Here is a 20,429-nt window from a genome sequence, read left to right as displayed (position 1 = left end):
GTCTTCGCCAAATTCCCCCTGGGGTAATGGTCCTGGCGTTCGCCAGGACGACGATGGGGAGGCTTCGACACCTTGACAGCCGCCCCGGTTCAGCGGCTGTTTTCTTTGCCGGATTCCTGAACTCCATGTGAGGACTATCATGCGTACCACATCGGTCGGCGTCGTCAGGATCGCCACCAAGGGCCCCGGCGATGTCTCTGGGCTCATGAGCATGATCGGCTCCGGCGCGATCGATCCGACATCCATCCTGGCCATCCTCGGCAAGACCGAAGGCAATGGCGGCGTCAACGACTTTACCCGGGAATATGCCGTTGCCGCGCTGTGCACGGCGCTGGCGCCGCGGCTCGGCCTGTCGCCGCAGGAGGTCGAGCAGCGCATTGCTTTCGTGATGTCCGGCGGCACAGAGGGCGTGCTCAGCCCGCACATCACCGTGTTCACGCGCCGGGACGTCCAGCAGCGCCCGGCAGGCATCTCCGGCAAGCGTCTGAGCATCGGCATGGCGCATACGCGGGATTTTCTCCCTGAAGAGCTCGGCCGCTCCGCTCAGATCACGGCGACAGCCGACGCCGTGAAGGCCGCGATGGAGGACGCCGGCGTCGCCGATCCCGCCGACGTCCACTTCGTGCAGATCAAGTGCCCGCTGCTCACCAGCGATCGCGTCGAGGCGGCGAATGCGCGCGGCCACAAGACGGTGACGACCAGCGCCTACAGTTCGATGGCCTATTCGCGCGGCGCTTCCGCGCTCGGGGTTGCGGTCGCGCTCGGCGAGATCGCAACCGACATTCGCGACGAGGACGTGCTGCGACGCTACGATCTGTTCTCGAAGGTCGCCTCGACCTCGTCCGGAATCGAGCTGATGCACAACGTGGTCATCGTGCTCGGCAATGCGATGTCGTCGACGAGCGAATTCGAGATCGGGCATGCCGTAATGAGCGATGCGATCGACGCCGCCGCGGTACTTGCGGCGCTGGAGAGCGTTGGGCTCCGTGCCGCGCCGCAAACGACGAGCGGCCGCGAGCTCGTCAACATCTTCGCAAAAGCCGAGGCCTCCCCTGATGGCAGCGTGCGCGGCTTCCGCCACACTATGCTGGAGGATACCGATATCAGCTCGACACGCCACGCCCGGGCTGCCGTTGGCGGCCTGATTGCCGGCCTCGCCGGCACCGGTGCGGTCTACGTCTCCGGCGGCGCCGAGCACCAGGGTCCCGCCGGCGGCGGGCCGGTCGCGGTGATCGCAAAGCTCTCGAATTGATGCGTGCGCATGCAATGCGGGCTTACCTCTCCATCCGGCGCAACCCTGCCCTTCGCGCCGCCTCAGTTGATTAAAGTGTTCCTGTGCGAAACTAAGGTGGCGCCGCACGAAGAGGTTTGGATCGCATGACTTTCCCGATGAGCTGGAACGAATGGGCGCAGCACGATGGCGTGGGGCTGGCCGCGCGCGTCCGCAAGGGCGAGCTCACGGCAAAGGAGTTGGCGCGCCAGGCCGCTGCGGGCGTGGCCAAGGTCAATCCGTCACTGTCGGGCGTGGTCGAGCTATTCGATGACGTGATCGCCGATCCGGCCAAGGACGGCGCCAATCTCGCCGGCCCGTTCGCAGGCCTGCCCTTCCTGATGAAGGACCTCGGCCCGACCATGAAGGGCCGGCTCCAGGAGATGGGCTCGCTGCTGATGCGCGGCAATCGCGCCAGCGCCGACACGTTCCTGACCGGCAAATTCCGCCAGGCCGGACTGAACCTGATCGGTCGCACCACCACGCCGGAATTCGGCGTATGCAGCTCGGCCGACAATCCCGCCGTCTATGTCACGCGCAATCCCTGGGATACCGACTACACCACCTGCGGCTCGTCGGCCGGCAGCGCCGCAATGGTCGCGGCCGGCGTGGTGCCGATCGCACATGCGACCGACGGCGGCGGCTCGATCCGCATTCCCGCCGGGGTCAACGGCAATATCGGCCTGAAAGTCTCGCGCGGCGTGTTCTCGCTCGCACCGCACATGTCCGATCTCACCGGCCTCGTCTCGATCCAGGGCTGCCAGTCGCGCTCGGTGCGCGACACCGCCGCCTTCGTCGATCATGCAAGGGGAGCGGCGCCGGGCGAGTTCATGCCGTTCTGGACCACGGCGCAACCATACTCCGAGATGATCAAACGCGATCCGTCAAAACTTCGCATCGCGCTGTCGCACACCTGGGGCGACTACACCGCGACGCCAGAGATCGCGGCCGAGCTGGCGAAGGCCGGCCGCTTCCTCGAAGGGCTGGGCCATCACGTCGACTACGCCCTGCCCGAGCTCGACTTCCGCGCCGCGTTCGAGGCGCAGACCACCTGCTACATCTCGAATTTTGCCGTGGTGATCTCCAACATGCTCGCCGCGCGCGGGCTGGAACGGCCCCCGGAAGACCTCATCGAGCCCATGAACATCCGGATCTGGGAAGCCGGCCGGCACACGAGCTTCGCCGAGCGGGCGAAGATGCAAGGCGTGTTCAACACGACCTCACGCGCCTTCGGCGCCTTCTTCGAGCAGTGGGACGTAATCCTGACGCCGATCACCGCGCTGCCGACGCCGAAGGTCGGCACCCGGGAATATCTCACCATCTCCGACAATCCCGACGTGCTCGACTGGTTCGGCAATCTCTGGCGCTTCTTCGCCTTCACGCCGCTCGCCAATCTCTGCGGCATGCCGGCGATCTCGATGCCGATGGCGACGCAGGACCACGGCCTGCCGCTCGGCATCCAGGCGATTGCGAAGCAGGCCAATGACGGCCTCCTGCTGCAACTCGCCGCCCAGATCGAGCGCGCACTCGACGGCAAGTGGAACGACGGCAGGAAGCCGAAGGTGCATGTGAGCTGAGGCGGAGCTATTCGCCTTGGAAGCGTTCACGTCCCAGCGGCCATCCTTCGAGACGCCCGCGTTGCGGGCTCCTCAGGATGAGGTCTGATTTCGCGGCGAGATCTTTGACCCTCATGGTGAGGAGCGCCGCCTTGCGGCGCGTCTCGAACCATGAAGGCCCGAGCGATCCGCCGCTTGCCTCAGTTCTTCACCGAGGGAATTTCCTCTGGCCGGGGCTGCTGCTGGCCCTGCTGGTACATTGCCAGCGCCTTTTCCAGCGCTTCGCGCAGCGCCAGCGCCGCGGCCACGCTGCAGCGCAGATGCGCGGTCTGGACCACGTCGACCCTGACGGCGGCGCCGACCGGCATCAACAGGTTCGCCGCAAGCTCGATCTGGATCGCGCCGTTGTGGTGGCCGAAGCAGGACGCACCGTCGAAATAGATGATCGGTGCCCGCTCCGAGCTCGAGGCCGAAATGATGACGGGCCCCTGGCTGGTGGCGGGCATTTCGGGATCGGCCATGGGCACTCCTTGCGCTAGTCGAACGAACGAGGCGCCCACCATCGTTGCTTCGGCCCGCCCTGTCGAGGCCAAACCGCCCCCGGCACGCCTGCCGTGGGACGCGCATCCGGGGTTTTGCGCCGCGCCCGCCACTGGTCTAGAACGTCCTCATGTCCAGCTCACCGACCACACTTTCGTTCGAGGACCTCGCCGAGGCGATCAAGGATCGCCGCTCCGATTACGGCCAGATCAGCGGGCTCCAACTCGACCGCTTCGCCCCTCGCGAGGCCTGGTCCAGCCTGCCGTACCGGCCCGTGTTCGTCGGCGACACCGAGACCGGCGTCCTGCATGGCGGGGTCGTCACCGCGATGCTGGACGAAAGCTGCGGCATGGCGGTGCAACTCGCGCTCGACGGCACAAGTGCAATCGCAACCCTCGACTTGCGTATCGACTATCAGAAGCCGGCAACGCCGGGGCTCGACATCAAGGCGCATTCGGTCTGCTACCGCACCACGCGTTCGATCGCCTTCGTGCGCTCCACTGCCTATCAGGAGTCCGAGGACGATCCGGTCGCGACCGCGACCGCCTGCTTCATGATCGGCGCCAACCGCACCAACATGCTCGCGGATCGCAGGATGGACTCGCGCAACATCCCGACGCTGGAGGCGCCGGACGATCCGGAAGGCCCGTTCGCCAACAGCCCGTTCGCGCGCTGCCTCGGCATCCGTGTCAACGACGACGACACGCTGACGATGCCGTTCTCGCCCAAGATTATCGGCAACCCGATCCTGCCCGCGATTCATGGCGGCATGACCGGCGCCTTCCTCGAGACCGCCGCGATCTTCGGAGTTGCGCGCGAGCTCGGCGTCGCTGCACTGCCCAAGCCGATCGGACTCACCGTCAACTATCTGCGCTCGGGCCGCGCGCTCGACACGTTCGCCAACGTCTCGATCGTGAAGCAGGGCCGGCGCATTGTCGCCTTCGAAGCGAGGGCCTGGCAGGACGATGCGAACAAGCCGATCGCCACCGCCTTCGGCCATTTCATGCTGCGGCCGACGCCCGGAAACGACGAGGAATAGGCGCATTTTCCCTTGACGGCCAAGGTCTGGGCCACAACGATAGCATGTTCCCGCGAGAGGTATTGGGTTGCGGCATCCGCTCGACATCATCGCCATGTTCGCCGCGCTCTGGCTGCTGGCAGCGATGGTGCTCGACGCGCTGACGCCGAAGGAACTGACGACGGTGATGATCGGCATCGCCATCGGACCCGCCGTCGTCATCACCGCCGTGTTCTACTATCTGCGCTGCCCGCGCACCGATTTCGCGGTGATGTTCGCGGCGCTCTGGCTGATCTCCGACATCGCCATCGCGTTCATCTCGCCGACGCAGCTGCCGCACTTCCTGATTGCGCTCGGCTTCGTGCCGGCGCTGCTGATCGGCATCGTGCTGCACTGGCAACGCTTCCAGCGCCGCCATGAGCGGCTGCCGGTGCCGTCGGTCAAGCGCGGTTAGCGCGATAGCAGATTGGTCTTGGCGAGATCGATGACCTCGTCGCCACGACCGCTCATCACGGCGCGCAAGACCCAGAGGCTGAAACCCTTGACCTGCTCCGCCGTGATGGTCGGCGGCATCGACAGCTCCTGCTTCGCGGTAACGACGTCGAGCAGCGCCGGCCCGTTGTGGGCCAGCACCTCCTTCATGGCGCCCGGGAGTTCGCCGGGATCCTCGACACGCCTTGCAAAGATGCCCATGGCGCGCGCCATCGCCGCGAAGTCCGGATTCTCCAGATCGACATTGGTGTCGACGAAGCCGGCCGCCTTCATCTCCAATGCGACGAAGCCGAGCACGCCGTTGTTGAAGATGACCACCTTCACCGGCAGCTTCATCTGCGTCAGCGTGATCAGATCGCCCATCAGCATGGTGAAGCCGCCGTCGCCCGAGAGCGAGATCACCTGGCGGCCGGGCTGCGCGGCCTGCGCGCCGATCGCCTGCGGCATGGCGTTGGCCATCGAGCCGTGCACGAACGAGCCGATCAGCCGGCGGCGGCCGTTCATGTCGAGATAGCGCGCGGCCCACACCGTCGGCGTACCGACATCGGCGGTGAACACCGCATCATCGCTCGCATGGTCGCTGATGACCTTTGCGAGATATTGGGGATGGATCGGCTTGGCTCCGGGCGTGCCCTTTGCGAGCGAGTCCAGCCCCTCGCGTGCCTTCTTGTAGTGCGCGATCGCATCGTCGAGATGCTTGTGCTGCGTCTTGGCCTTGAGCAGCGGCAGCAGCGCCTCGATGGTGAGCTTGACGTCGCCGACCAGGCCGAGATCGATCTTGCAGCGGCGCCCGAGATTTTCCGGACGGATGTCGATCTGCGCGATCTTCGCATCGGTCGGGAAGAACTGCTTGTAGGGAAAATCAGTGCCGAGCATCACGAGCGCGTCGCAGGCGTGCATGGCGGCATAGCCCGAGGAGAAGCCGATGAAGCCGGTCATGCCCACGTCGTAGGGATTGTCGTATTCGACATGCTCCTTGCCGCCGAGCGCATGCACGATCGGGCTCTTGAGCGCTTCGGCCAGCTGCATCAACGGCGCATGCGCGCCGGCGCAGCCGCGACCGCAGAACAAGGTGATGCGCTCGGCGCCGTTGAGGAGGTCCGCGAGCGCTTTCAGCTCATCGGCTTGCGGCACGATTTTCGGGGCAGCAATCGCAAGCCCGCGTGTCGTGGAGAGCGCGCGCTTGGGCGGGCTGCGAAAGGCAACATCGCCGGGCATCGCGATCACGGCGACTCCGCGCAGGCCCACGGCCGCGCGGATGGCGTTCTCCAGCACGTAAGGAAGCTGGCTCGGGTCCGACACCAGCTCGCAATAATGGCTACATTCGCGGAACAGGTTTTGCGGATGGGTTTCCTGGAAATAGCCGCCGCCGATCTCGGCCGACGGAATCTGCGCCGCGATCGCCAGCACGGGAACACGGCTGCGGTGCGCATCGAAGAGGCCGTTGATCAGATGCAGATTGCCCGGGCCGCAGGAGCCCGCGCACACTGCGAGGCTGCCGGTCATCTCGGCCTCGCCGGCGGCTGCGAAGGCCGCAACCTCCTCGTGCCGGACATGGATCCATTCGATGGTGCCGCGGCGGCGCAGCGCCTCCGTAAAAGCGTTCAGGCTGTCGCCGACGATGCCGTAGATGCGCTTGACACCTGCCTGCTCGAGCGTTGCCACGAACAGATCGGCCACGTTGTTGATCGCCATGTCGGTCTCCAGATGTCGCTGATCCAGCAAGATAGAATAACGCGCGACCGTGACGGCATCACGGCTTGTTTATTGCTGCTTCAGTCTTTCGCAATCGCCCGATCGTAGGCCGCGATCGTCAATTTTGCGCGAGCGGCAACGTCCGTTGCCGTCATGCCGGGCTTGTAGAGGCTGGAGCCCAGCCCGAACGCCGTCACGCCACCCTTGATATACTCCGCAAAGTTCTGGTCGGAGACGCCGCCGACGGCGGCGATCATCACGCCGGCAGGCAGCACGGCACGGATCGCGGCAATGCCGGGTGCGCCGAGCACGCTTGCCGGAAAGAATTTCAAGCCTGACGCGCCAGAGCGCGCGGCAAGCAGCGCCTCGGTCGGCGAAAACACGCCCGGCAACGTGACCATGGCGTATTGGTGCGCACGCGTGAGCACCTGTGTATCCACATTCGGCGAGACCATCAGCTTGCCGCCGACATCGTTGAGCCGATCGACATCCGCCGTGGTCAGCACCGTGCCGGCGCCGATCAGCACGTCCGCCGGCGCCTGTTTCACGGCTGTTGCGATGGAGCGGAACGGGTCCGGCGAGTTCAGCGGAATCTCGATCGCGGTCATGCCGGCTTCGATCAGCACGCCGACGATGGCCTGTGTTTCCTCGGGCTTCACGCCGCGCAGGATCGCGACAAGTGGTCGCTTCATCGCCGGAAAGGGAACGCTCATCTCGACAGTCCTCTCATTTCGTCCAGATCGCGGCAGCCGCCATCGACAGACCGCGGCGGACGGCTTCATCGGCGTCGACCGGCTTAACGGTGACCGACAGTGCGTCGAAAGCCAGCCTGTACAGCATCGCGAGCCGCCCCGAGGCAATCAGCGCGATTCCCGTCTCCGGCATCGCGCCGGAGAGCCCTGCCGCCAGCTCGACGCCGATCAACGTGCCCGACAGCGTTTCGCGCGCGGCGGCCGGTGTGCCCCCGAACAGGAGCTGACGCGACCGCGCGCCGAACAGGAAATTGGCGGCGAAGGCCGGTGCTTCGTACGCGGCCTTCACCGCAGCCTGGAAGCTCGCGACATCCTCGGTATCTTCGGCGCCGGCGACCGCAAGCGACAAAATCGTCTCGCGCGACACGACGCTGAAGAGCTCGCCGGTCATGAACGTCGAAAAGCGCTCGACGGTGCCGTCCTTGACTCGCACCCATTTTGAGTGCGTGCCGGGCATGCAGACCAGCGCTTCACCTGCGGCATCGAGACCGAGCGCGCCGAGCAGCTGCGTCTCCTCGCCGCGCATCACGTCCGGCGTTCTTGGATCGCGCTGCGCGATACCCGGCAGGATGCGAATGTCGCGCGCCTCGCCGGGCACGCGCGCGGCCTGCTTCGGAACGGCCGAGAGCGGCGCCGGCGTATCGACATAACCGGCCTCGACCCAGCCGGTACGCGCACCCGCCATGCCACAGACGAGGACAGGCAGATGATCGGGAGCCTCGACTGCCGCGAGATGCGATTGCAGCACGGCGGCAAAGCCGGCCTTCGCGGCGGCCACCATACCTTCGTCGCTGCGGCGCTCGGCCAGCACCTCGCCGGCGCGGTCGATCAGCCAGAGCCGGAAGCTGCTGGTGCCCCAGTCCACCGCGACATAGGCAGGTTCGGTCATCTCGATGCGCATCCTCGTCTCACCGCCAAGACGCCGTCTCGCGACAATGAGACGAGGCCCCGCAAATCCGCCCCGGGATATCGGCTATTGTTGCCCCAAACCAGCCTTTTCTCGCAGGTCTGAGGCACCATTCGCGCCGGCACACCGCTTGCGAAGAGGTGGCACACCACTTGCTGAAGCGTTCCCGCTCACGTCCGTGAACCGCGCAACAAGACGCGTCAACATCAGATGAGGAAACCCATGGAGATCGGTTATTTCACGATGCCTTCGCATCCGCCGGAGTGCGGCCTGAAGGAAGGGAACGACTGGGACCTGCAGGTCATGCGCTGGCTCGACGAGCTTGGCTATCAGGAGGCCTGGGTCGGCGAGCACCACACCGCGCCCTGGGAACCCAATCCCACGCCGGACCTTCTGATCGCACAGGCGCTGATGCAGACCAAGAACATCCGCATCGGACCGGGCGGCTTCCTGCTGCCCTATCACCACCCGGCCGAACTCGCCAACCGTGTCGCCATGCTCGATCATCTCTCCGGAGGTCGGCTCAATTTCGGCGTCGCGGCGAGCGGCCTGCCGAGCGACTGGGCCATGTTCAACGTCGACGGCATGAGCGGTCAGAACCGCGACATGACGCGCGAGGCGCTGGAGATCATTCTGAAGATGTGGAGCGATCCCGCGCCCTGGACCTACAAGGGCAAATTCTGGACGGTGACCAAGCCGGACACGATGTTCGACTTCCTGAAACCCCACATCAAGCCGTTGCAGACGCCGCATCCGCCGATCGGCGTCGCCGGGCTCTCGAAGAACTCGGACACGTTGAAGCTCGCCGGCGAGCGCGGCTTCATTCCGATGAGCCTCAACCTGAACCCGGCATATGTCGGCAGTCATTGGGATTCGGTCGTAGCCGGTGCCGCCAAGACCGGACGCAAGCCGAACCGCGCGGACTGGCGGCTGGTGCGCGAGGTGTTCGTCGCCGATACCGACGAGGAAGCGTGGAGGCTCTCAACCGGCGACATGATGGGTCGGATGATGGGCGAGTACTTCCTGCCGCTGCTCGGCCATTTCGGCTTCAAGGACTATCTGAAGCACGCGCCCGACGTGCCCGATAGCGACGTCACCGTCGAATATTGCGCCAAGCGGAACTGGATCGTCGGCTCGCCCGCGACCGTCGCCGAGAAAATCGAGAAGATCTACGAGGAGGTCGGCGGCTTCGGCGTGCTGCTGGTGTTCGGCTTCGACTACAAGCACAAGGCTGAAGCCTGGCATCACTCGCTGTCGCTGCTGAGGAACGAGGTGATGCCGCGCCTGAAGCATCTCGGCTCCGCGCAGAAGGCGGCTTGACCCGACGCGGGTGCGGCGCGATCGTGCCGCACCCGTTCTTTCTGGAGACCATCGCGTGAGCGTGGACGCAAAGGATTTCAAGCAGGCGATGCGCCAGTGCGCCGGCGCCGTCGCGCTGGTGACCGTGGGGGCCGAGCACGGCAAGCGCACGGGGCTAACGGTGACCTCGGCCTGCTCACTGTCGGACTCACCGCCCTCCCTGATCGTCTGCGTCAACCGCAACGCCAGCGCGCATGCGCGCATCCGCGAGGAAGGCGCTTTCGCGATCAACTTCCTGCACGAGGATCATGCGCTGCTCGCCCTCACCTTCAGCGGCCAGAAGGGCGTCAATGGCGACGACCGTTTTGCGTTCGGGGAATGGACGCGCGGGGTAACCGGCGCGCCGGTGCTGAGCGATGCGGTCGCCGCGTTCGACTGCGTGCTAGCGCAGGAATTCGAGACGACGACGCATTCGATCTTCGTCGGCGAGGTGCGCGGCGCATCGCATTCCGACGGCGCGGCGCCGCTCGTGTATCTACGCAGCAGCTTCCACGTCCCTCACGAAATCCGTGGCACCGTCACGGTCGGCGACCTCGATTCCCGGCATCTGAGCTGGAGCGATTTTTCGTAAGGCAGCGGCGCCAAGCGCGCCGCCATTCCCTTCTCCCCTTGTGGGAGAAGGTGGCGCGAAGCGCCGGATGAGGGGTATTTCTCCGCGGATTCAGAAGGGAGAGAATCAGGTGCGGAGAGAACCCCTCACCCGTCTGACCGCTATCGCGGCGAGCCACCCTCTCCCGCAAGGGAAGACGGCAGAAAGAAAGCGCTACTGCGCCGTCTCGATCTTCATCGCTTTGATCTTGCGATAGAGCGTGGCGCGGCTCAGCTTCAACGCGCGCGCCGCTTCAGTCACACGACCGCCGTGCTTGCGTAAGGCCTCCACGATCGCGGCGCGCTCCGCCGCTGCCAGATCCGGCTCCGTCGCCCTTCCACCAAACGGCGGCAGATCCAAATCAGCGTCGGTGATGACGCCGTCCTCCGCCGTGCAGCCGGCGAGCCGCAGCACATGCCGGAGCTGGCGCATGTTGCCGGGATAGGGATAGGCCGCGAGCCGCGCCCAGGCCTCGTCCGAGAATGAGCAGTTCGGCGCTTCCTCGCGCGCGATTTGGCGGATGACGTCGTCGCGGTCGGCGCGCTCGCGCAAGGCCGGCAGCCGCACCTCCATGCCACGCAGACGGAAATAAAGATCGGTGCGGAAGGCGCCCTCCTCAGCCATGCGGGCGAGATCGCGATGAGTGGCGCTGATCAGGCGAATGTCGACCGGCACGGGCTTCAGCGCGCCGAGCGGCCAGACTTCGCGGTTCTCCAGCACGCGCAACAGCCGCGTCTGCAGCGCGATCGGCATGTCGCCTATCTCGTCGAGGAACAGCGTCCCGCCGTCGGCCTGCACGATCAGGCCCTTCGATCCGTCGCGACGCGCGCCGGTAAAGGCGCCGGCCTCGTAACCGAACAGCTCGGCATCGATCAGGCTTTCCGGCATCGCCGCGCAGTTCAGCGCGACATAGTTGTGACGCGCACGATTGCCGGCTGCGTGAATGGCACGCGCGAACACATCCTTGCCGACGCCGGTCTCGCCATGCAGCAGCACCGGCAGATTGTGATCGCCGATGCTCTTAAGTCGCTTCACGCTCCTGATCAGGCCGGGGTCGCGGCCGGCGAGCCGCTGCAGCGCATCGAAGCGATCGACGGGTGCATCGCGGCGCAGCGCGAGCGGACGGGTCGAGGCCCTCGCCCGCAGCGGCGGCGCGACATGGCCATGCCCCAGCGGACTGCCATCGGCCCGGCGCAGCTCGACGAGATCGTCTGCGTCCCGCGCGGCGGGATGGTCGAACTTGATGTAGCGCGACAGATCGATGCCGGATGCGATCAAGCCGTCGGTGAGACCCAGCAGTGCGCGCGCCGAACGGCAGGCGCCGACGATGCGGCGATCGTCGTCATAGGCGAGCAGGCCGCTGCCGCCGTCACCCGGCACCGTCGCGATCCAGGCGTTGCGGAAATGACCGCGGAAGATCGCACCCTCCATGCGCCGCGTCGCCTCCATCGTCACCGCAAGCGCGAGCTGATGCGCGGTGCGTTCGAGGTCCTCGCGGCAGGAGGTGATGTTCACGGCGCCGGCGAGCCGTCCGGCCTGGTCGAACAGCGGCGTCACCGCGCAGGAGAACATGTGCCACTGCGCGCGAAAATGCTCGTCGCGATGCACCAGGATCGGCTTCTGCTCGGCGAGCGCGGTGCCGAGCCCGTTGGTGCCTTCGAAGGCCTCGGAAAAATTCGAGCCGGTGTAGATCTTCCAGTCCATGAACAGTCTTGCGTCGGCTTCGCCGGGCAGGCGGCTGAACAGCATGGTTGCGTTCACGTCTGCCAGATTGACGCAATAGCCGGCATCGCGCAGCACCCGGGCGAGATCGTCGAGCTCCGGCGTTACGAGCCGGATCGTCTCTTCCATCGGTTCGGCGACGTGACGGATCTCGGCTTCGGTGAGCGTCTGCGGCGGCCCCTGACGGGCGGGATCGAGCTTGTGGCTGACCAGGCAGCGCCGCCACGAATTGGCAATGCGCGAAGACGCATCGACGTCGGCCACATGATTGGCGACGGACAAGACACGGGCGACATGGTTCGAGGCCGAAAGGCTGGCCATCGCGGACGTCTCCACCCTGTATTATTGTGCAAAGTCTGGCACCGCAGGCGGGGATGTCAATCGGGAACCGGGAACGCGGCGACCGCAATCAGAATTGCTGCACCGCCCTCACCACGTATCGATGCACGGCCGCTTCTTCCCAGTCCGCGCCATCGGCTTCGGCACCGACCGTAGGCCCGCCATGATCCATCGCCGCGTCTCAGCGGGATCAATGACATTGTCGATCTCGAACACCGAGGCGATCGAGACCGCCTTGCCGTTGGCATAGAGCTCGGCGACCTTGTTGCGATAATAAGTCTCGCGCTCGACGGGGTCGGCGATCGCCTCCATTTCCTTGCGGAAGCCGAGGCGGACGTAACCCTCCAGGCCCATGCCGCCGAACTCGCCGGTCGGCCAGGCCGCGGTGAAGAATGAGGCGTGGAAGCCGCCGCCGATCATCGACTGCGCCCCGAGCCCATAGCCCTTGCGCAGCACGATGCCGAACAGCGGCACTGTGAGGCTCGCCCCAGTCACGAACATGCGCGAGACGTGGCGCACGATCGCCGTCTTCTCGGCTTCCGGGCCGACCATGAAGCCGGGCGTGTCGCACAGCGAGACGATCGGCAGATCGAAGGCGTCGCAGAGCTGGAGGAAGCGCGCGGCCTTGTCGCCGGCATCGGCGTCGATCGCGCCGCCGAGATGGCGCGGATTGTTGGCGATCAGGCCGAATGGCCTGCCCTCGATGCGGATCAACGCGGTGATCATGCCGACGCCGTAGTCGCGGCGCAGCTCCAGCACGGAATCCTTGTCTGCGACGAGGTCGATCACGCTGCGGATATCGTAGACGCGCAGGCGGTTCTCGGGAATCGCGCGGCGCAGCAGGCGCTGGTCGGCGGCCTGCCACTCCGTCACCGCGCCCTGGAAATAGGACAGGTATTTTTGCGCAACGGATGTTGCCTCCTCCTCGTCCTCGACGAGGATGTCGATGACGCCGTTCGGCGACTGGAACGTAACAGGACCGACCTCGGCCGGGTGATAGACGCCGAGGCCGCCGCCCTCGATCATGGCGGGGCCGCCCATGCCGATCGAGGCGTTTTTGGTGGCGATGATGACATCGCAGCAGCCGAGCATCGCGGCATTGCCGGCGAAGCAATAGCCGGAGACGATGCCGATGACCGGTACGAGACCCGAGAGTCTTGCGAACTGCACGAAGGACGGGCCATCGAGCCCGGTCATGCCGAGCCGGTCGGTATCGCCGGGTCGGCCGCCGCCGCCTTCGGCATAAAACACCAGCGGCACGCGCCAATCTTCCGCGAGCGTCAGCATCCGGTCGATCTTCTTGTGGTTCATGTGGCCCTGCGTGCCCGCCAGCACGGTGTAGTCGTAGGCCACGACGATGCAGCGGCCGCCCTCGGGGCCGAATCTCTCGGCGTTGACGGTCGCGACGCCCATGACGAGGCCGTCGGCCGGCGTGTTCTTGACGAGATCGTCGAGTTTGCGCCGGCGCCGCTGCGCCGCGATCGCAAGGCTGCCGTATTCCATGAACGAGCCGTCGTCGACGAGCTGCGCGACATTCTCGCGCGCGGTGCGCTGATTGGTGTTGCGGCGGCGCTCGACCGAGGCAGGGCGATTTTCGTCGAGCGTGTTGGCCTGGCGCGCGATCAGTTCGGCGAGATCGGGACGGATGTGGTCGAGATCGATATCGGTTTCCGTTGCCGACGCATCGGCTGCAACGTCGAGCGGCTCCAGATACATGATCGGCTCGCCATGCATCAGCGTGACACCGTCACCGGCGACGAGCCTCATGACGCGGCCGCCTTGCTCGGCCATGACGAGATGCTCCATTTTCATGGACTCCATCACGGCGAGCTGCTGGCCCGGGCGCACGACCTCGCCTTCCTTCACCTGAATGGTGACGATGGTCCCTTGCAGGGGCGCCGCGACCATCAGCGTGCCTTCAGGCACGATCTGTGCCGTATGCGCTTCGGTGAAGGGGCCGCCGCTTCGCTCCGTCGCCGCAAAATAAAGTGGTTTGGCCGCGCCGTCCGCGGCTTCGACGAGCTTGCCGATGTTGCGATCGATGAAGTCCGTCGCGATGCGGTTGCTCCTGAAATCGGGATGCGCCAGCACGGCCTGGAGAAAGGCGATGTTGGTGACGACGCCGTCGATCCGAAACTCGCGCAAGGCGCGCGAGGCCTTGGCCACGACGTCGTGCCAGGCTTCACCGGGCGTATGCACGATGACCTTTGCCAGCAGCGAGTCGAAGGCGGCGCTGGTCTTGTAGCCGGCATAACCGAAACTATCGACGCGGACGCCGGGGCCCGACGGCGGCTCGAACACGGCAAGCACGCCGCCAGTCGGGTGCGTCGCCCCTAGCTCGTCCAGCGTCTCCATGTTGATGCGGAGCTGCATGGCGTAGCCACGCGGTTTCGGGATCGAGCCTTGCGCCATGCCGAGCGAGGCAAGCGAGGCGCCGGCAGCGACCGCGAGCTGGGCGCGGACGAGATCGAGGCCGAGCACCTCTTCCGTCACGGTGTGCTCGACCTGAAGCCGCGGGTTGGCCTCGATGAAGGCAAAGCTGTCTTCGGCCGTGCCGTCGACCAGGAACTCGAACGTGCCGAGATTGTCGTAAGACGCGGCCACGGCGAGTTGTTTGGCCGCCTCAATGATCCGGCCACGCAAGCCGTCGCTGAGCGACGGGCTCGGCGCCACCTCGATCAGCTTCTGGTGCCGGCGCTGAATGGTGCATTCGCGTTCCCAGAGGTGGGAGATCGCGCCGTGGCGGTCGCCGATGATCTGCACCTCGATATGGCGCGCCTGCCGGATCAACCGCTCGGCATAGACGCCGTCGAAGCCGAACGCGGCCTTGGCCTCGGACTGGCAGCGCGCGTAAGCCTCCGCGAGATCGGCAGCGCGCTCGACCACGCGCATGCCGCGCCCGCCGCCGCCGGCCATCGCCTTTATCACGATCGCCGCGTTGCTGCCGAGCGAGGTGAAGAACGCCGTGATGTCCTCCAGCGCGGACGGCCCGCTGGTGCCAGCGATGATCGGCACGCCGCAGCGCTTTGCCAGTTGCCGTGCCGCCACCTTGTCGCCGAACAGTTCGAGCGCCGTCACCTTTGGCCCGACGAAGGTGATGCCTGCATCAGCGCAGGCTTTCGCGAACGCCGCGTTCTCGCTGAGAAAGCCATAGCCGGGATGTACGGCGTCGCAGCCGGACGCCATTGCCGCCTTCACCACGGCCTCGATGTCGAGATAGGCCCGCGCGCCGCGGCCTGGGATCTCCGCCGCCTCATCAGCAACCCGCACATGCAGCGACTGCGCGTCGTCCGCGGGGTGGATCGCGACCGTCGCGAGGCCGGAATCGGCTGCGGCGCGCGCGATGCGGATGGCGATCTCGCCGCGATTGGCGATCAGGAGCTTCTTGAACGACATGCAGCGTCTCCATGCCTGCGTGCCCAGGCGCGGGTCGGCAGGTCCCATGGTTCTGCTTCGTCACTTTAACCGAGGCCGTCAAGGGCAAGAACGCCGGTCGCGACGACCGGTCCCGCGGGCCGGAATTTCAGTCCGTCGCGCGCGCGGTGATGAGGCGAATAATCCGCGCCACGGCAGACGGGATCGGCGCGATGACCGGCACGGTGAACATCGGCTGGAGCTCGCGCGCGGCTTCGCCCAGCGGCCCGCCACCGATGATGACCGCCTCCGCGCCATCCTGCGCGATGCAGGCCTCGACCGCGCCGGCGAGCGCCGCGCGCAATCGCGCCGGATCGCGCATCAACTCCTGCGGATCACCCTCCGCGAAGCGGGTGCCGGTGTAACGCGATCGCAATCCCAGCGCTTCCGGCAAGGCGTCGATCTTCGCTTCCAACAGCGGCGTCGTGGTCGCCACGCCGAAGCGGCGGCCGTTCTCGGCGGCTGCCAACATCGAGGACTCACCGATGCCGACCGCAGGCAGTTTTATCGTGGCCTTGATCCCGGCCAATCCAGGATCGCCGAACGCCGCGACGATGATACCGTCGCACGCATGTTCATGGGACTGCGCGATTTCCAGAACTTCGACGGAGGCTGCATCCAGCGCATCCGACGTCACGATCATCTGCGGGGCGCGCGTTGCGGTCGCGCCGTCGATGTCGAAGCCGTCCACGGCCGCCGACCTCGCGATGGCGACCATCATCGTTGTGGTGGCCACAGAACTGTTCGGATTGATCAGAAGGATGCGTGCGCGCCGATCGGAATTCTGGCTCATCCCCTGCTATACTAGGCCGCCCGCACCCCCGCAACGAAAGCGCTGACTTCGTTTTCCAGCGATTGCAGCTTCTGCGACAGCCGGCCGCTCGATTGCAGCACGAGGCCGGCGGCCTGGCCGGTCTCCGCCGTCGCGTCCGTCACACCCGAGATGTTCTGCGAAACCTGGTCGGTGCCGGAGGCGGCCTCCCGTACGCTGTGGGCGATCGCCGCGGTCGCGGCGCCCTGCTCCTCGACGGCTGCGGCGATCGACGAGGAGATCTCGTTGACCTCCATGATGGTGGCGCGGATGCTCTCGATGTTCCCGACCACCTGGTTGGTCTCGGCCTGGATCGCCGATATCTGCGCGCCGATCTCGTCGGTCGCCTTCGCGGTCTGGCTCGCCAGCGACTTCACTTCGCTCGCCACCACCGCAAAGCCCTTGCCCGCTTCGCCTGCGCGCGCCGCCTCGATGGTGGCGTTGAGCGCGAGCAGATTGGTCTGCGAGGCGATCTGGTTGATGAGATCGATGACCTCGCCGATCTTGTGCGCGGCGGCGGCGAGCCCCTGCACGGTGTCGTTGGTGCGCTGACCGTCGGCGGCGGCCTTGTCGGCCACGGTTGCAGCCTGCGCGACGCGCTGGCTGATCTCGGTGATCGAGGACGACAGCTGCCCGGCGGCGGAGGCCACCGTCTGCACGTTGCTCGAAGCCTGCTGGCAGGCGGTGGCGACAAGGCTCGCACGGTCGGTCGCCTTGTTGGCGGTCTCGGACATGCCCTGCGCGGCCTGCTGCATCGCCCGCGCCTCGTTGAAGACGTCGCGGACGACGGCCTGAACGTTCGCCTCGAACTTGCCGGCGAGGTCGGTCATCGTCTTGCGCTTCTCCTCGTCGGCCTTCTGCTTCGTCTCCTGCTGTTCGGCGTGCATCCGGCCGACCGCCGACGCATTGTCCTTGAATACGGCAAGCGCCTTGGCGAGCCCGCCGATCTCGTCGCGACGATCGGTATGGGGCACATCGAACGCGCTGTCGCCGGCGGCGAGGCGCTCGGTGAGCGCGGTGATCTTCGCGAGCGGCCGGGTCACGCTGCGGCCGATCACGAAGGAGGCGCCGAGCACGAGCACGAACACGACCAGGCACACCAGGGCGAAGGTCATCGCATTCTGGCGGAAGACGGCGTCGACGTCGTCGAGATAGATCCCGGTGCCGATGATCCAGCCCCAGGGCGCAAAGCCCTTCACATAGGAGATTTTCCCGACCGGCTGGTCGAAGCCGGGCTTCGGCCACAGGTAGCCGTAGAAGCCCGCGCCCTGCTTGTTGACGACTTCAACGAAGCCCGAGAACAGGCGGTTGCCGGTGGGGTCCTTCATCTCGGAGAGATCCTTGCCGTCAAGCTCTGGCTTGATCGGATGCATGATCATCTTCGCGGCCATGTCGTTGAGCCAGAAATATTCGACCTTGTCGTATCGCAGGCTCTTGATCTCCGCGATGGCGCCGGCCTGGGCCTGCTCGCGCGGGAGTTTTCCTTCGCTTTCGAGCTTCTGGTAGTGCGCCAGGATGCCGTAGCCGACGTCGACCATATGCTGCGTCTTGGCCTGACGATCCGCGATCATCTGCGCGCGCAGCGTCGAAAGCGCGATCGGCGCCAGCGCGATCATGCCGAGGAGGCTGATGCCGACAATCAGGACCAGCTTGAAACTGATGCGGGAGAAAAACATCGGTGCTCGCAAGAATTGGAAGGGCTGATATGCCAGTTTATCCCGCGCCCCTTAGCAAAGCTTTAAACATTCGGGTTCCCGAGTCCCCGCGAAACGCGCGAGCTGCATCCGAGATGCGAGCTCTTCAAAACTAGAACGCCTCGATATCGCCCCTCCGAGCGTTGACTTGCAGAGGGCCCTGGCGGAACGATCGGCGCAGATCATCGGCGCCAGCCGGGGCGTGGGCGCAGCCAGAGGCCGGAGGCTCAATGCATCAATCGACATCGACAGGATCCCTCGACCTTCCGTCACTGAGCGCGGCGGAGCGGCTCTTCATCTGGGGATTTCGGGCCAAGGCACGCAGCGGAAGCGCCGTTCCCACCGCGGCCGACATCCAGCAAGTGTACGACCACTTTCGCGTGGGCGATGCCGTGCCGTCGCTGGAATCCATCATCGAGATCTTTGCCTGCACGGCGCATACGGCCATCGCGGTGCACTGCCCGACCTGCCCGCGCATGTCCGACAGCGAGCACGGCATGTTGCGGGCGATCGCCGCCGCGCAGAAGGAGCGCGACGATATCGCGCGCGAGCAGTTCGAATGCTGGCTGCCGCCCGTCGGCGCCGATTGGGCTCTCGCACCCGTGCGGGGGCTTGCAACGATCTTCCGCATGGCCGGTCTCATCCTGCCCGACCGACACGTTCCGTCTTTCGACCATGACCGGACGATGGCGATGAAGAGCTGGCTGGTCGGAAGCCCGACGTTGCACTGACCGGGATCGCGCATGATGCAGGATCGTTGCGGCTCTGCGCCCGTCACGGAAGCCGGCCAGGCGCGGCTCTGTCCGCTCCAGGCCGCGCTTGCGACGCGGCCTGACGTCGAGAGCTACGATGATTTTTGCCGCGTCACGCTCTCGCTGTTGCGGTTCATCGCTGCCGCCTATGCGACCGGCGCGTCCGACTGCTGGGAGGCGGCCTATCGCTTTGCCGACGAGGCGCCTGGCATCGCCGACAGCCCGCTGCTGGTCGCACGCGTCGCCGCGCTCGTCAGAATCCTGCGCAGCGGCCTGCCCTGCCAATTGTGCTTCATGCCGCCGTCGTGCCGGCGCCTGTCGAAGGACGAGACAGAATTGATGCGACTGCTGGCGGTGGCGCGCGGCAACCAGCCGGGTGAGCTCGAATCCGCCGTCTGCCAGTTCGTCGGCAACGAGAACGGGATTGCGACGACGCGGGCGGTCAACGCGCTTGCGGTCTGCTGACACCCAGCTGTCCTTCAGATCACCGTGCTCGCCTCGCGCAATTCGCTTGAGGTGATGGCTTCACCGATCGGCAACGCACGTCTCCATGATCGCATCGAGCTCCGCCTTCGAGAGCACGCCGAGCTCGGTGATGAAGACGATCCGCGCACACGGCACGCCCGGCGTCGGCGCATCGCCAGCGGCGAGCGCGGCATCACCAGCGGCGAGCGCGGCATCGCCGGGGGCGAGCGTGGCATCTGCAGGCGCCAGCGTGGCGCGGCCGGCGGCGAATTGAAATACCATCCGGCGTCCGGGCTGCTCGACGGTTTCGAACAGGCCTTTTGCCCGCGCGAGCTTTGGCGCCAGCCGACCGATCGCCTGCTGCAGGCGGGGCAACGAGATCGGCCGGTCCGAGGTCCAGCTCAGCGTTTCGAAGCGTTGCTCTGCCGGCCGTCGCGGCCCGGGCTCGCGTAGCGGCGGCGCGCGATCGACGGTCGCAGGAAACAGCAGCGCGGACGGAATCTCGCCGTGATGCGCATCGACCACCACGGCAGGAACGCGCTGCGCGCGGATGGCCTCGCGCATACGCGCGCCCGCGCCCTCGTCCGCCAGATCCAGCTTGCTCAGCGCCACGATGTCGGCGACGCGCAATTGCGAACGATGCAGCGCATCGTCCAGGGCAGCCGGCGGTGTCGCCGCGTCCATCACGCAGAGCACGGTCTCCAGCGGCGCCTCGCGCAGGATCACGGGATCCATCAGATTGCGGACGATGTCGGCGGGATCGGCGACGCCGCTGGTCTCGATGACGATGTACTCCGGCTTCGGATCACGCCGCAGCAGCGTCGCGAGCGTGCGCAGCAGGTCGCCTTCGAGCGAGCAGCAGATGCAGCCATTGGCGAGGCTGACCACGCCGTCGCTCGCGCCCGCGATCAGCTCGGCATCGATGTTGATCGCGCCGAAATCGTTGACCACAGCGGCGATCCGCCGCCCCTCCGCGTGCGCCAGCAGATGGTTGACGACAGTGGTCTTGCCGGCCCCCAGAAAGCCCGTCACCAGGAGAATGGGGACCGGCATG

General features: G+C 66.2%; 17 protein-coding genes. 8 read left to right on the top strand and 9 right to left on the bottom strand.

Annotation, left to right across the window (positions count from 1 at the left end; all coding sequences use genetic code 11):
• Nucleotides 1-139: 139 nt before the first annotated feature.
• A complete protein-coding gene (locus tag C7G41_RS29965) occupies nt 140-1,252 on the top strand; it encodes a ring-opening amidohydrolase (RefSeq protein WP_106945907.1) in 1,113 nt (370 codons plus the stop codon).
• Between the two features lie 125 nt (nt 1,253-1,377).
• Nucleotides 1,378-2,847: an amidase gene (locus tag C7G41_RS29960; protein WP_199198687.1), complete on the top strand. Its 1,470-nt coding sequence runs from the start codon at nt 1,378-1,380 to the stop codon at nt 2,845-2,847.
• A gap of 179 nt (nt 2,848-3,026) precedes the next feature.
• On the opposite strand, the gene C7G41_RS29955 is transcribed toward C7G41_RS29960, so the two are convergent.
• Nucleotides 3,027-3,347 carry a hypothetical protein gene (locus C7G41_RS29955; RefSeq protein ID WP_106945905.1) on the bottom strand — a complete coding sequence of 107 codons (321 nt, stop codon included), beginning with the start codon at nt 3,345-3,347 and terminating at the stop codon, nt 3,027-3,029.
• Between the two features lie 149 nt (nt 3,348-3,496).
• Between C7G41_RS29955 and C7G41_RS29950 the strand changes: the two genes are divergently transcribed.
• Together C7G41_RS29950 and C7G41_RS29945 are read left to right on the top strand one after the other, a co-directional pair.
• Nucleotides 3,497-4,405: a PaaI family thioesterase gene (locus tag C7G41_RS29950; protein WP_106945904.1), complete on the top strand. Its 909-nt coding sequence runs from the start codon at nt 3,497-3,499 to the stop codon at nt 4,403-4,405.
• Between the two features lie 67 nt (nt 4,406-4,472).
• A complete protein-coding gene (locus C7G41_RS29945) occupies nt 4,473-4,838 on the top strand; it encodes a hypothetical protein (protein ID WP_199198686.1) in 366 nt (121 codons plus the stop codon).
• Here the strand turns inward: C7G41_RS29945 and poxB are convergent.
• The 3 genes from poxB to C7G41_RS29930 all read right to left on the bottom strand — a co-directional run bounded on the left by poxB (nt 4,835) and on the right by C7G41_RS29930 (nt 8,212).
• The gene (gene poxB, locus C7G41_RS29940) at nt 4,835-6,571 is read right to left on the bottom strand and encodes a ubiquinone-dependent pyruvate dehydrogenase (RefSeq protein ID WP_106945903.1); all 1,737 of its coding nucleotides are present in this window, start codon (nt 6,569-6,571) and stop codon (nt 4,835-4,837) included. The genes C7G41_RS29945 and poxB overlap by 4 nt on opposite strands.
• 80 nt (nt 6,572-6,651) lie before the next feature.
• Nucleotides 6,652-7,284: a 2-dehydro-3-deoxy-6-phosphogalactonate aldolase gene (locus C7G41_RS29935; RefSeq protein ID WP_106945902.1), complete on the bottom strand. Its 633-nt coding sequence runs from the start codon at nt 7,282-7,284 to the stop codon at nt 6,652-6,654.
• Nucleotides 7,285-7,297: 13 nt separating this feature from the next.
• Nucleotides 7,298-8,212, bottom strand: a complete 915-nt coding sequence (locus C7G41_RS29930) for a 2-dehydro-3-deoxygalactonokinase (RefSeq protein ID WP_106945979.1) — start codon at nt 8,210-8,212, stop codon at nt 7,298-7,300.
• A gap of 240 nt (nt 8,213-8,452) precedes the next feature.
• On the opposite strand from C7G41_RS29930, the gene C7G41_RS29925 reads away from it, so the two are divergent.
• Both C7G41_RS29925 and C7G41_RS29920 read left to right on the top strand, forming a co-directional pair.
• The gene (locus tag C7G41_RS29925) at nt 8,453-9,550 is read left to right on the top strand and encodes an LLM class flavin-dependent oxidoreductase (RefSeq protein WP_106945901.1); all 1,098 of its coding nucleotides are present in this window, start codon (nt 8,453-8,455) and stop codon (nt 9,548-9,550) included.
• 55 nt (nt 9,551-9,605) lie between these two features.
• The gene (locus C7G41_RS29920) at nt 9,606-10,160 is read left to right on the top strand and encodes a flavin reductase family protein (protein ID WP_106945900.1); all 555 of its coding nucleotides are present in this window, start codon (nt 9,606-9,608) and stop codon (nt 10,158-10,160) included.
• A 192-nt stretch (nt 10,161-10,352) separates the two neighbouring features.
• Here the strand turns inward: C7G41_RS29920 and C7G41_RS29915 are convergent, their stop codons facing one another.
• The 4 genes from C7G41_RS29915 to C7G41_RS29900 form a co-directional block, all read right to left on the bottom strand.
• Nucleotides 10,353-12,221, bottom strand: a complete 1,869-nt coding sequence (locus C7G41_RS29915; protein WP_199198685.1) for a sigma-54-dependent Fis family transcriptional regulator — start codon at nt 12,219-12,221, stop codon at nt 10,353-10,355.
• 108 nt (nt 12,222-12,329) lie between these two features.
• Nucleotides 12,330-15,635 carry a carboxyl transferase domain-containing protein gene (locus C7G41_RS29910; protein ID WP_106945898.1) on the bottom strand — a complete coding sequence of 1,102 codons (3,306 nt, stop codon included), beginning with the start codon at nt 15,633-15,635 and terminating at the stop codon, nt 12,330-12,332.
• Between the two features lie 127 nt (nt 15,636-15,762).
• The gene (locus C7G41_RS29905; RefSeq protein ID WP_106945897.1) at nt 15,763-16,446 is read right to left on the bottom strand and encodes an aspartate/glutamate racemase family protein; all 684 of its coding nucleotides are present in this window, start codon (nt 16,444-16,446) and stop codon (nt 15,763-15,765) included.
• Nucleotides 16,447-16,457: 11 nt separating this feature from the next.
• Complete coding sequence (locus C7G41_RS29900; RefSeq protein WP_106945896.1) at nt 16,458-18,140, bottom strand: methyl-accepting chemotaxis protein; 1,683 nt, start codon at nt 18,138-18,140, stop codon at nt 16,458-16,460.
• A gap of 248 nt (nt 18,141-18,388) precedes the next feature.
• Here C7G41_RS29900 and C7G41_RS29895 point away from each other — a divergent pair, with 248 nt between their 5' ends.
• A complete protein-coding gene (locus C7G41_RS29895; protein WP_106945895.1) occupies nt 18,389-18,889 on the top strand; it encodes a hypothetical protein in 501 nt (166 codons plus the stop codon).
• Between the two features lie 12 nt (nt 18,890-18,901).
• Complete coding sequence (locus C7G41_RS29890; RefSeq protein ID WP_106945894.1) at nt 18,902-19,375, top strand: hypothetical protein; 474 nt, start codon at nt 18,902-18,904, stop codon at nt 19,373-19,375.
• Between the two features lie 60 nt (nt 19,376-19,435).
• Here C7G41_RS29890 and C7G41_RS29885 read toward each other — a convergent pair whose 3' ends face one another.
• Nucleotides 19,436-20,428: a GTP-binding protein gene (locus tag C7G41_RS29885; RefSeq protein WP_106945893.1), complete on the bottom strand. Its 993-nt coding sequence runs from the start codon at nt 20,426-20,428 to the stop codon at nt 19,436-19,438.
• Between the last annotated feature and the right edge of the window lies 1 nt (nt 20,429).

This window comes from Bradyrhizobium sp. MOS002, from assembly GCF_003020115.1.
Lineage (GTDB): Bacteria > Pseudomonadota > Alphaproteobacteria > Rhizobiales > Xanthobacteraceae > Bradyrhizobium.
The sequence above is the reverse complement of the archived record's forward strand: the minus strand, read 5'-3'. Positions and strand labels throughout refer to the sequence as shown.

Bases quoted from the DNA above. Each gene is read 5' to 3' on its own strand.
- C7G41_RS29965 (WP_106945907.1), top strand. From the start codon at position 140: ATGCGTACCACATCGGTCGGCGTCGTCAGGATCGCCACCAAGGGCCCC.
- C7G41_RS29960 (WP_199198687.1), top strand. From the start codon at position 1,378: ATGACTTTCCCGATGAGCTGGAACGAATGGGCGCAGCACGATGGCGTG.
- C7G41_RS29955 (WP_106945905.1), bottom strand. From the start codon at position 3,347: ATGGCCGATCCCGAAATGCCCGCCACCAGCCAGGGGCCCGTCATCATT.
- C7G41_RS29950 (WP_106945904.1), top strand. From the start codon at position 3,497: ATGTCCAGCTCACCGACCACACTTTCGTTCGAGGACCTCGCCGAGGCG.
- poxB (WP_106945903.1), bottom strand. From the start codon at position 6,571: ATGGCGATCAACAACGTGGCCGATCTGTTCGTGGCAACGCTCGAGCAG.
- C7G41_RS29935 (WP_106945902.1), bottom strand. From the start codon at position 7,284: ATGAGCGTTCCCTTTCCGGCGATGAAGCGACCACTTGTCGCGATCCTG.
- C7G41_RS29930 (WP_106945979.1), bottom strand. From the start codon at position 8,212: ATGACCGAACCTGCCTATGTCGCGGTGGACTGGGGCACCAGCAGCTTC.
- C7G41_RS29925 (WP_106945901.1), top strand. From the start codon at position 8,453: ATGGAGATCGGTTATTTCACGATGCCTTCGCATCCGCCGGAGTGCGGC.
- C7G41_RS29915 (WP_199198685.1), bottom strand. From the start codon at position 12,221: ATGGCCAGCCTTTCGGCCTCGAACCATGTCGCCCGTGTCTTGTCCGTC.
- C7G41_RS29910 (WP_106945898.1), bottom strand. From the start codon at position 15,635: ATGTCGTTCAAGAAGCTCCTGATCGCCAATCGCGGCGAGATCGCCATC.
- C7G41_RS29905 (WP_106945897.1), bottom strand. From the start codon at position 16,446: ATGAGCCAGAATTCCGATCGGCGCGCACGCATCCTTCTGATCAATCCG.
- C7G41_RS29900 (WP_106945896.1), bottom strand. From the start codon at position 18,140: ATGTTTTTCTCCCGCATCAGTTTCAAGCTGGTCCTGATTGTCGGCATC.
- C7G41_RS29895 (WP_106945895.1), top strand. From the start codon at position 18,389: ATGCATCAATCGACATCGACAGGATCCCTCGACCTTCCGTCACTGAGC.
- C7G41_RS29890 (WP_106945894.1), top strand. From the start codon at position 18,902: ATGATGCAGGATCGTTGCGGCTCTGCGCCCGTCACGGAAGCCGGCCAG.
- C7G41_RS29885 (WP_106945893.1), bottom strand. From the start codon at position 20,428: ATGCCGGTCCCCATTCTCCTGGTGACGGGCTTTCTGGGGGCCGGCAAG.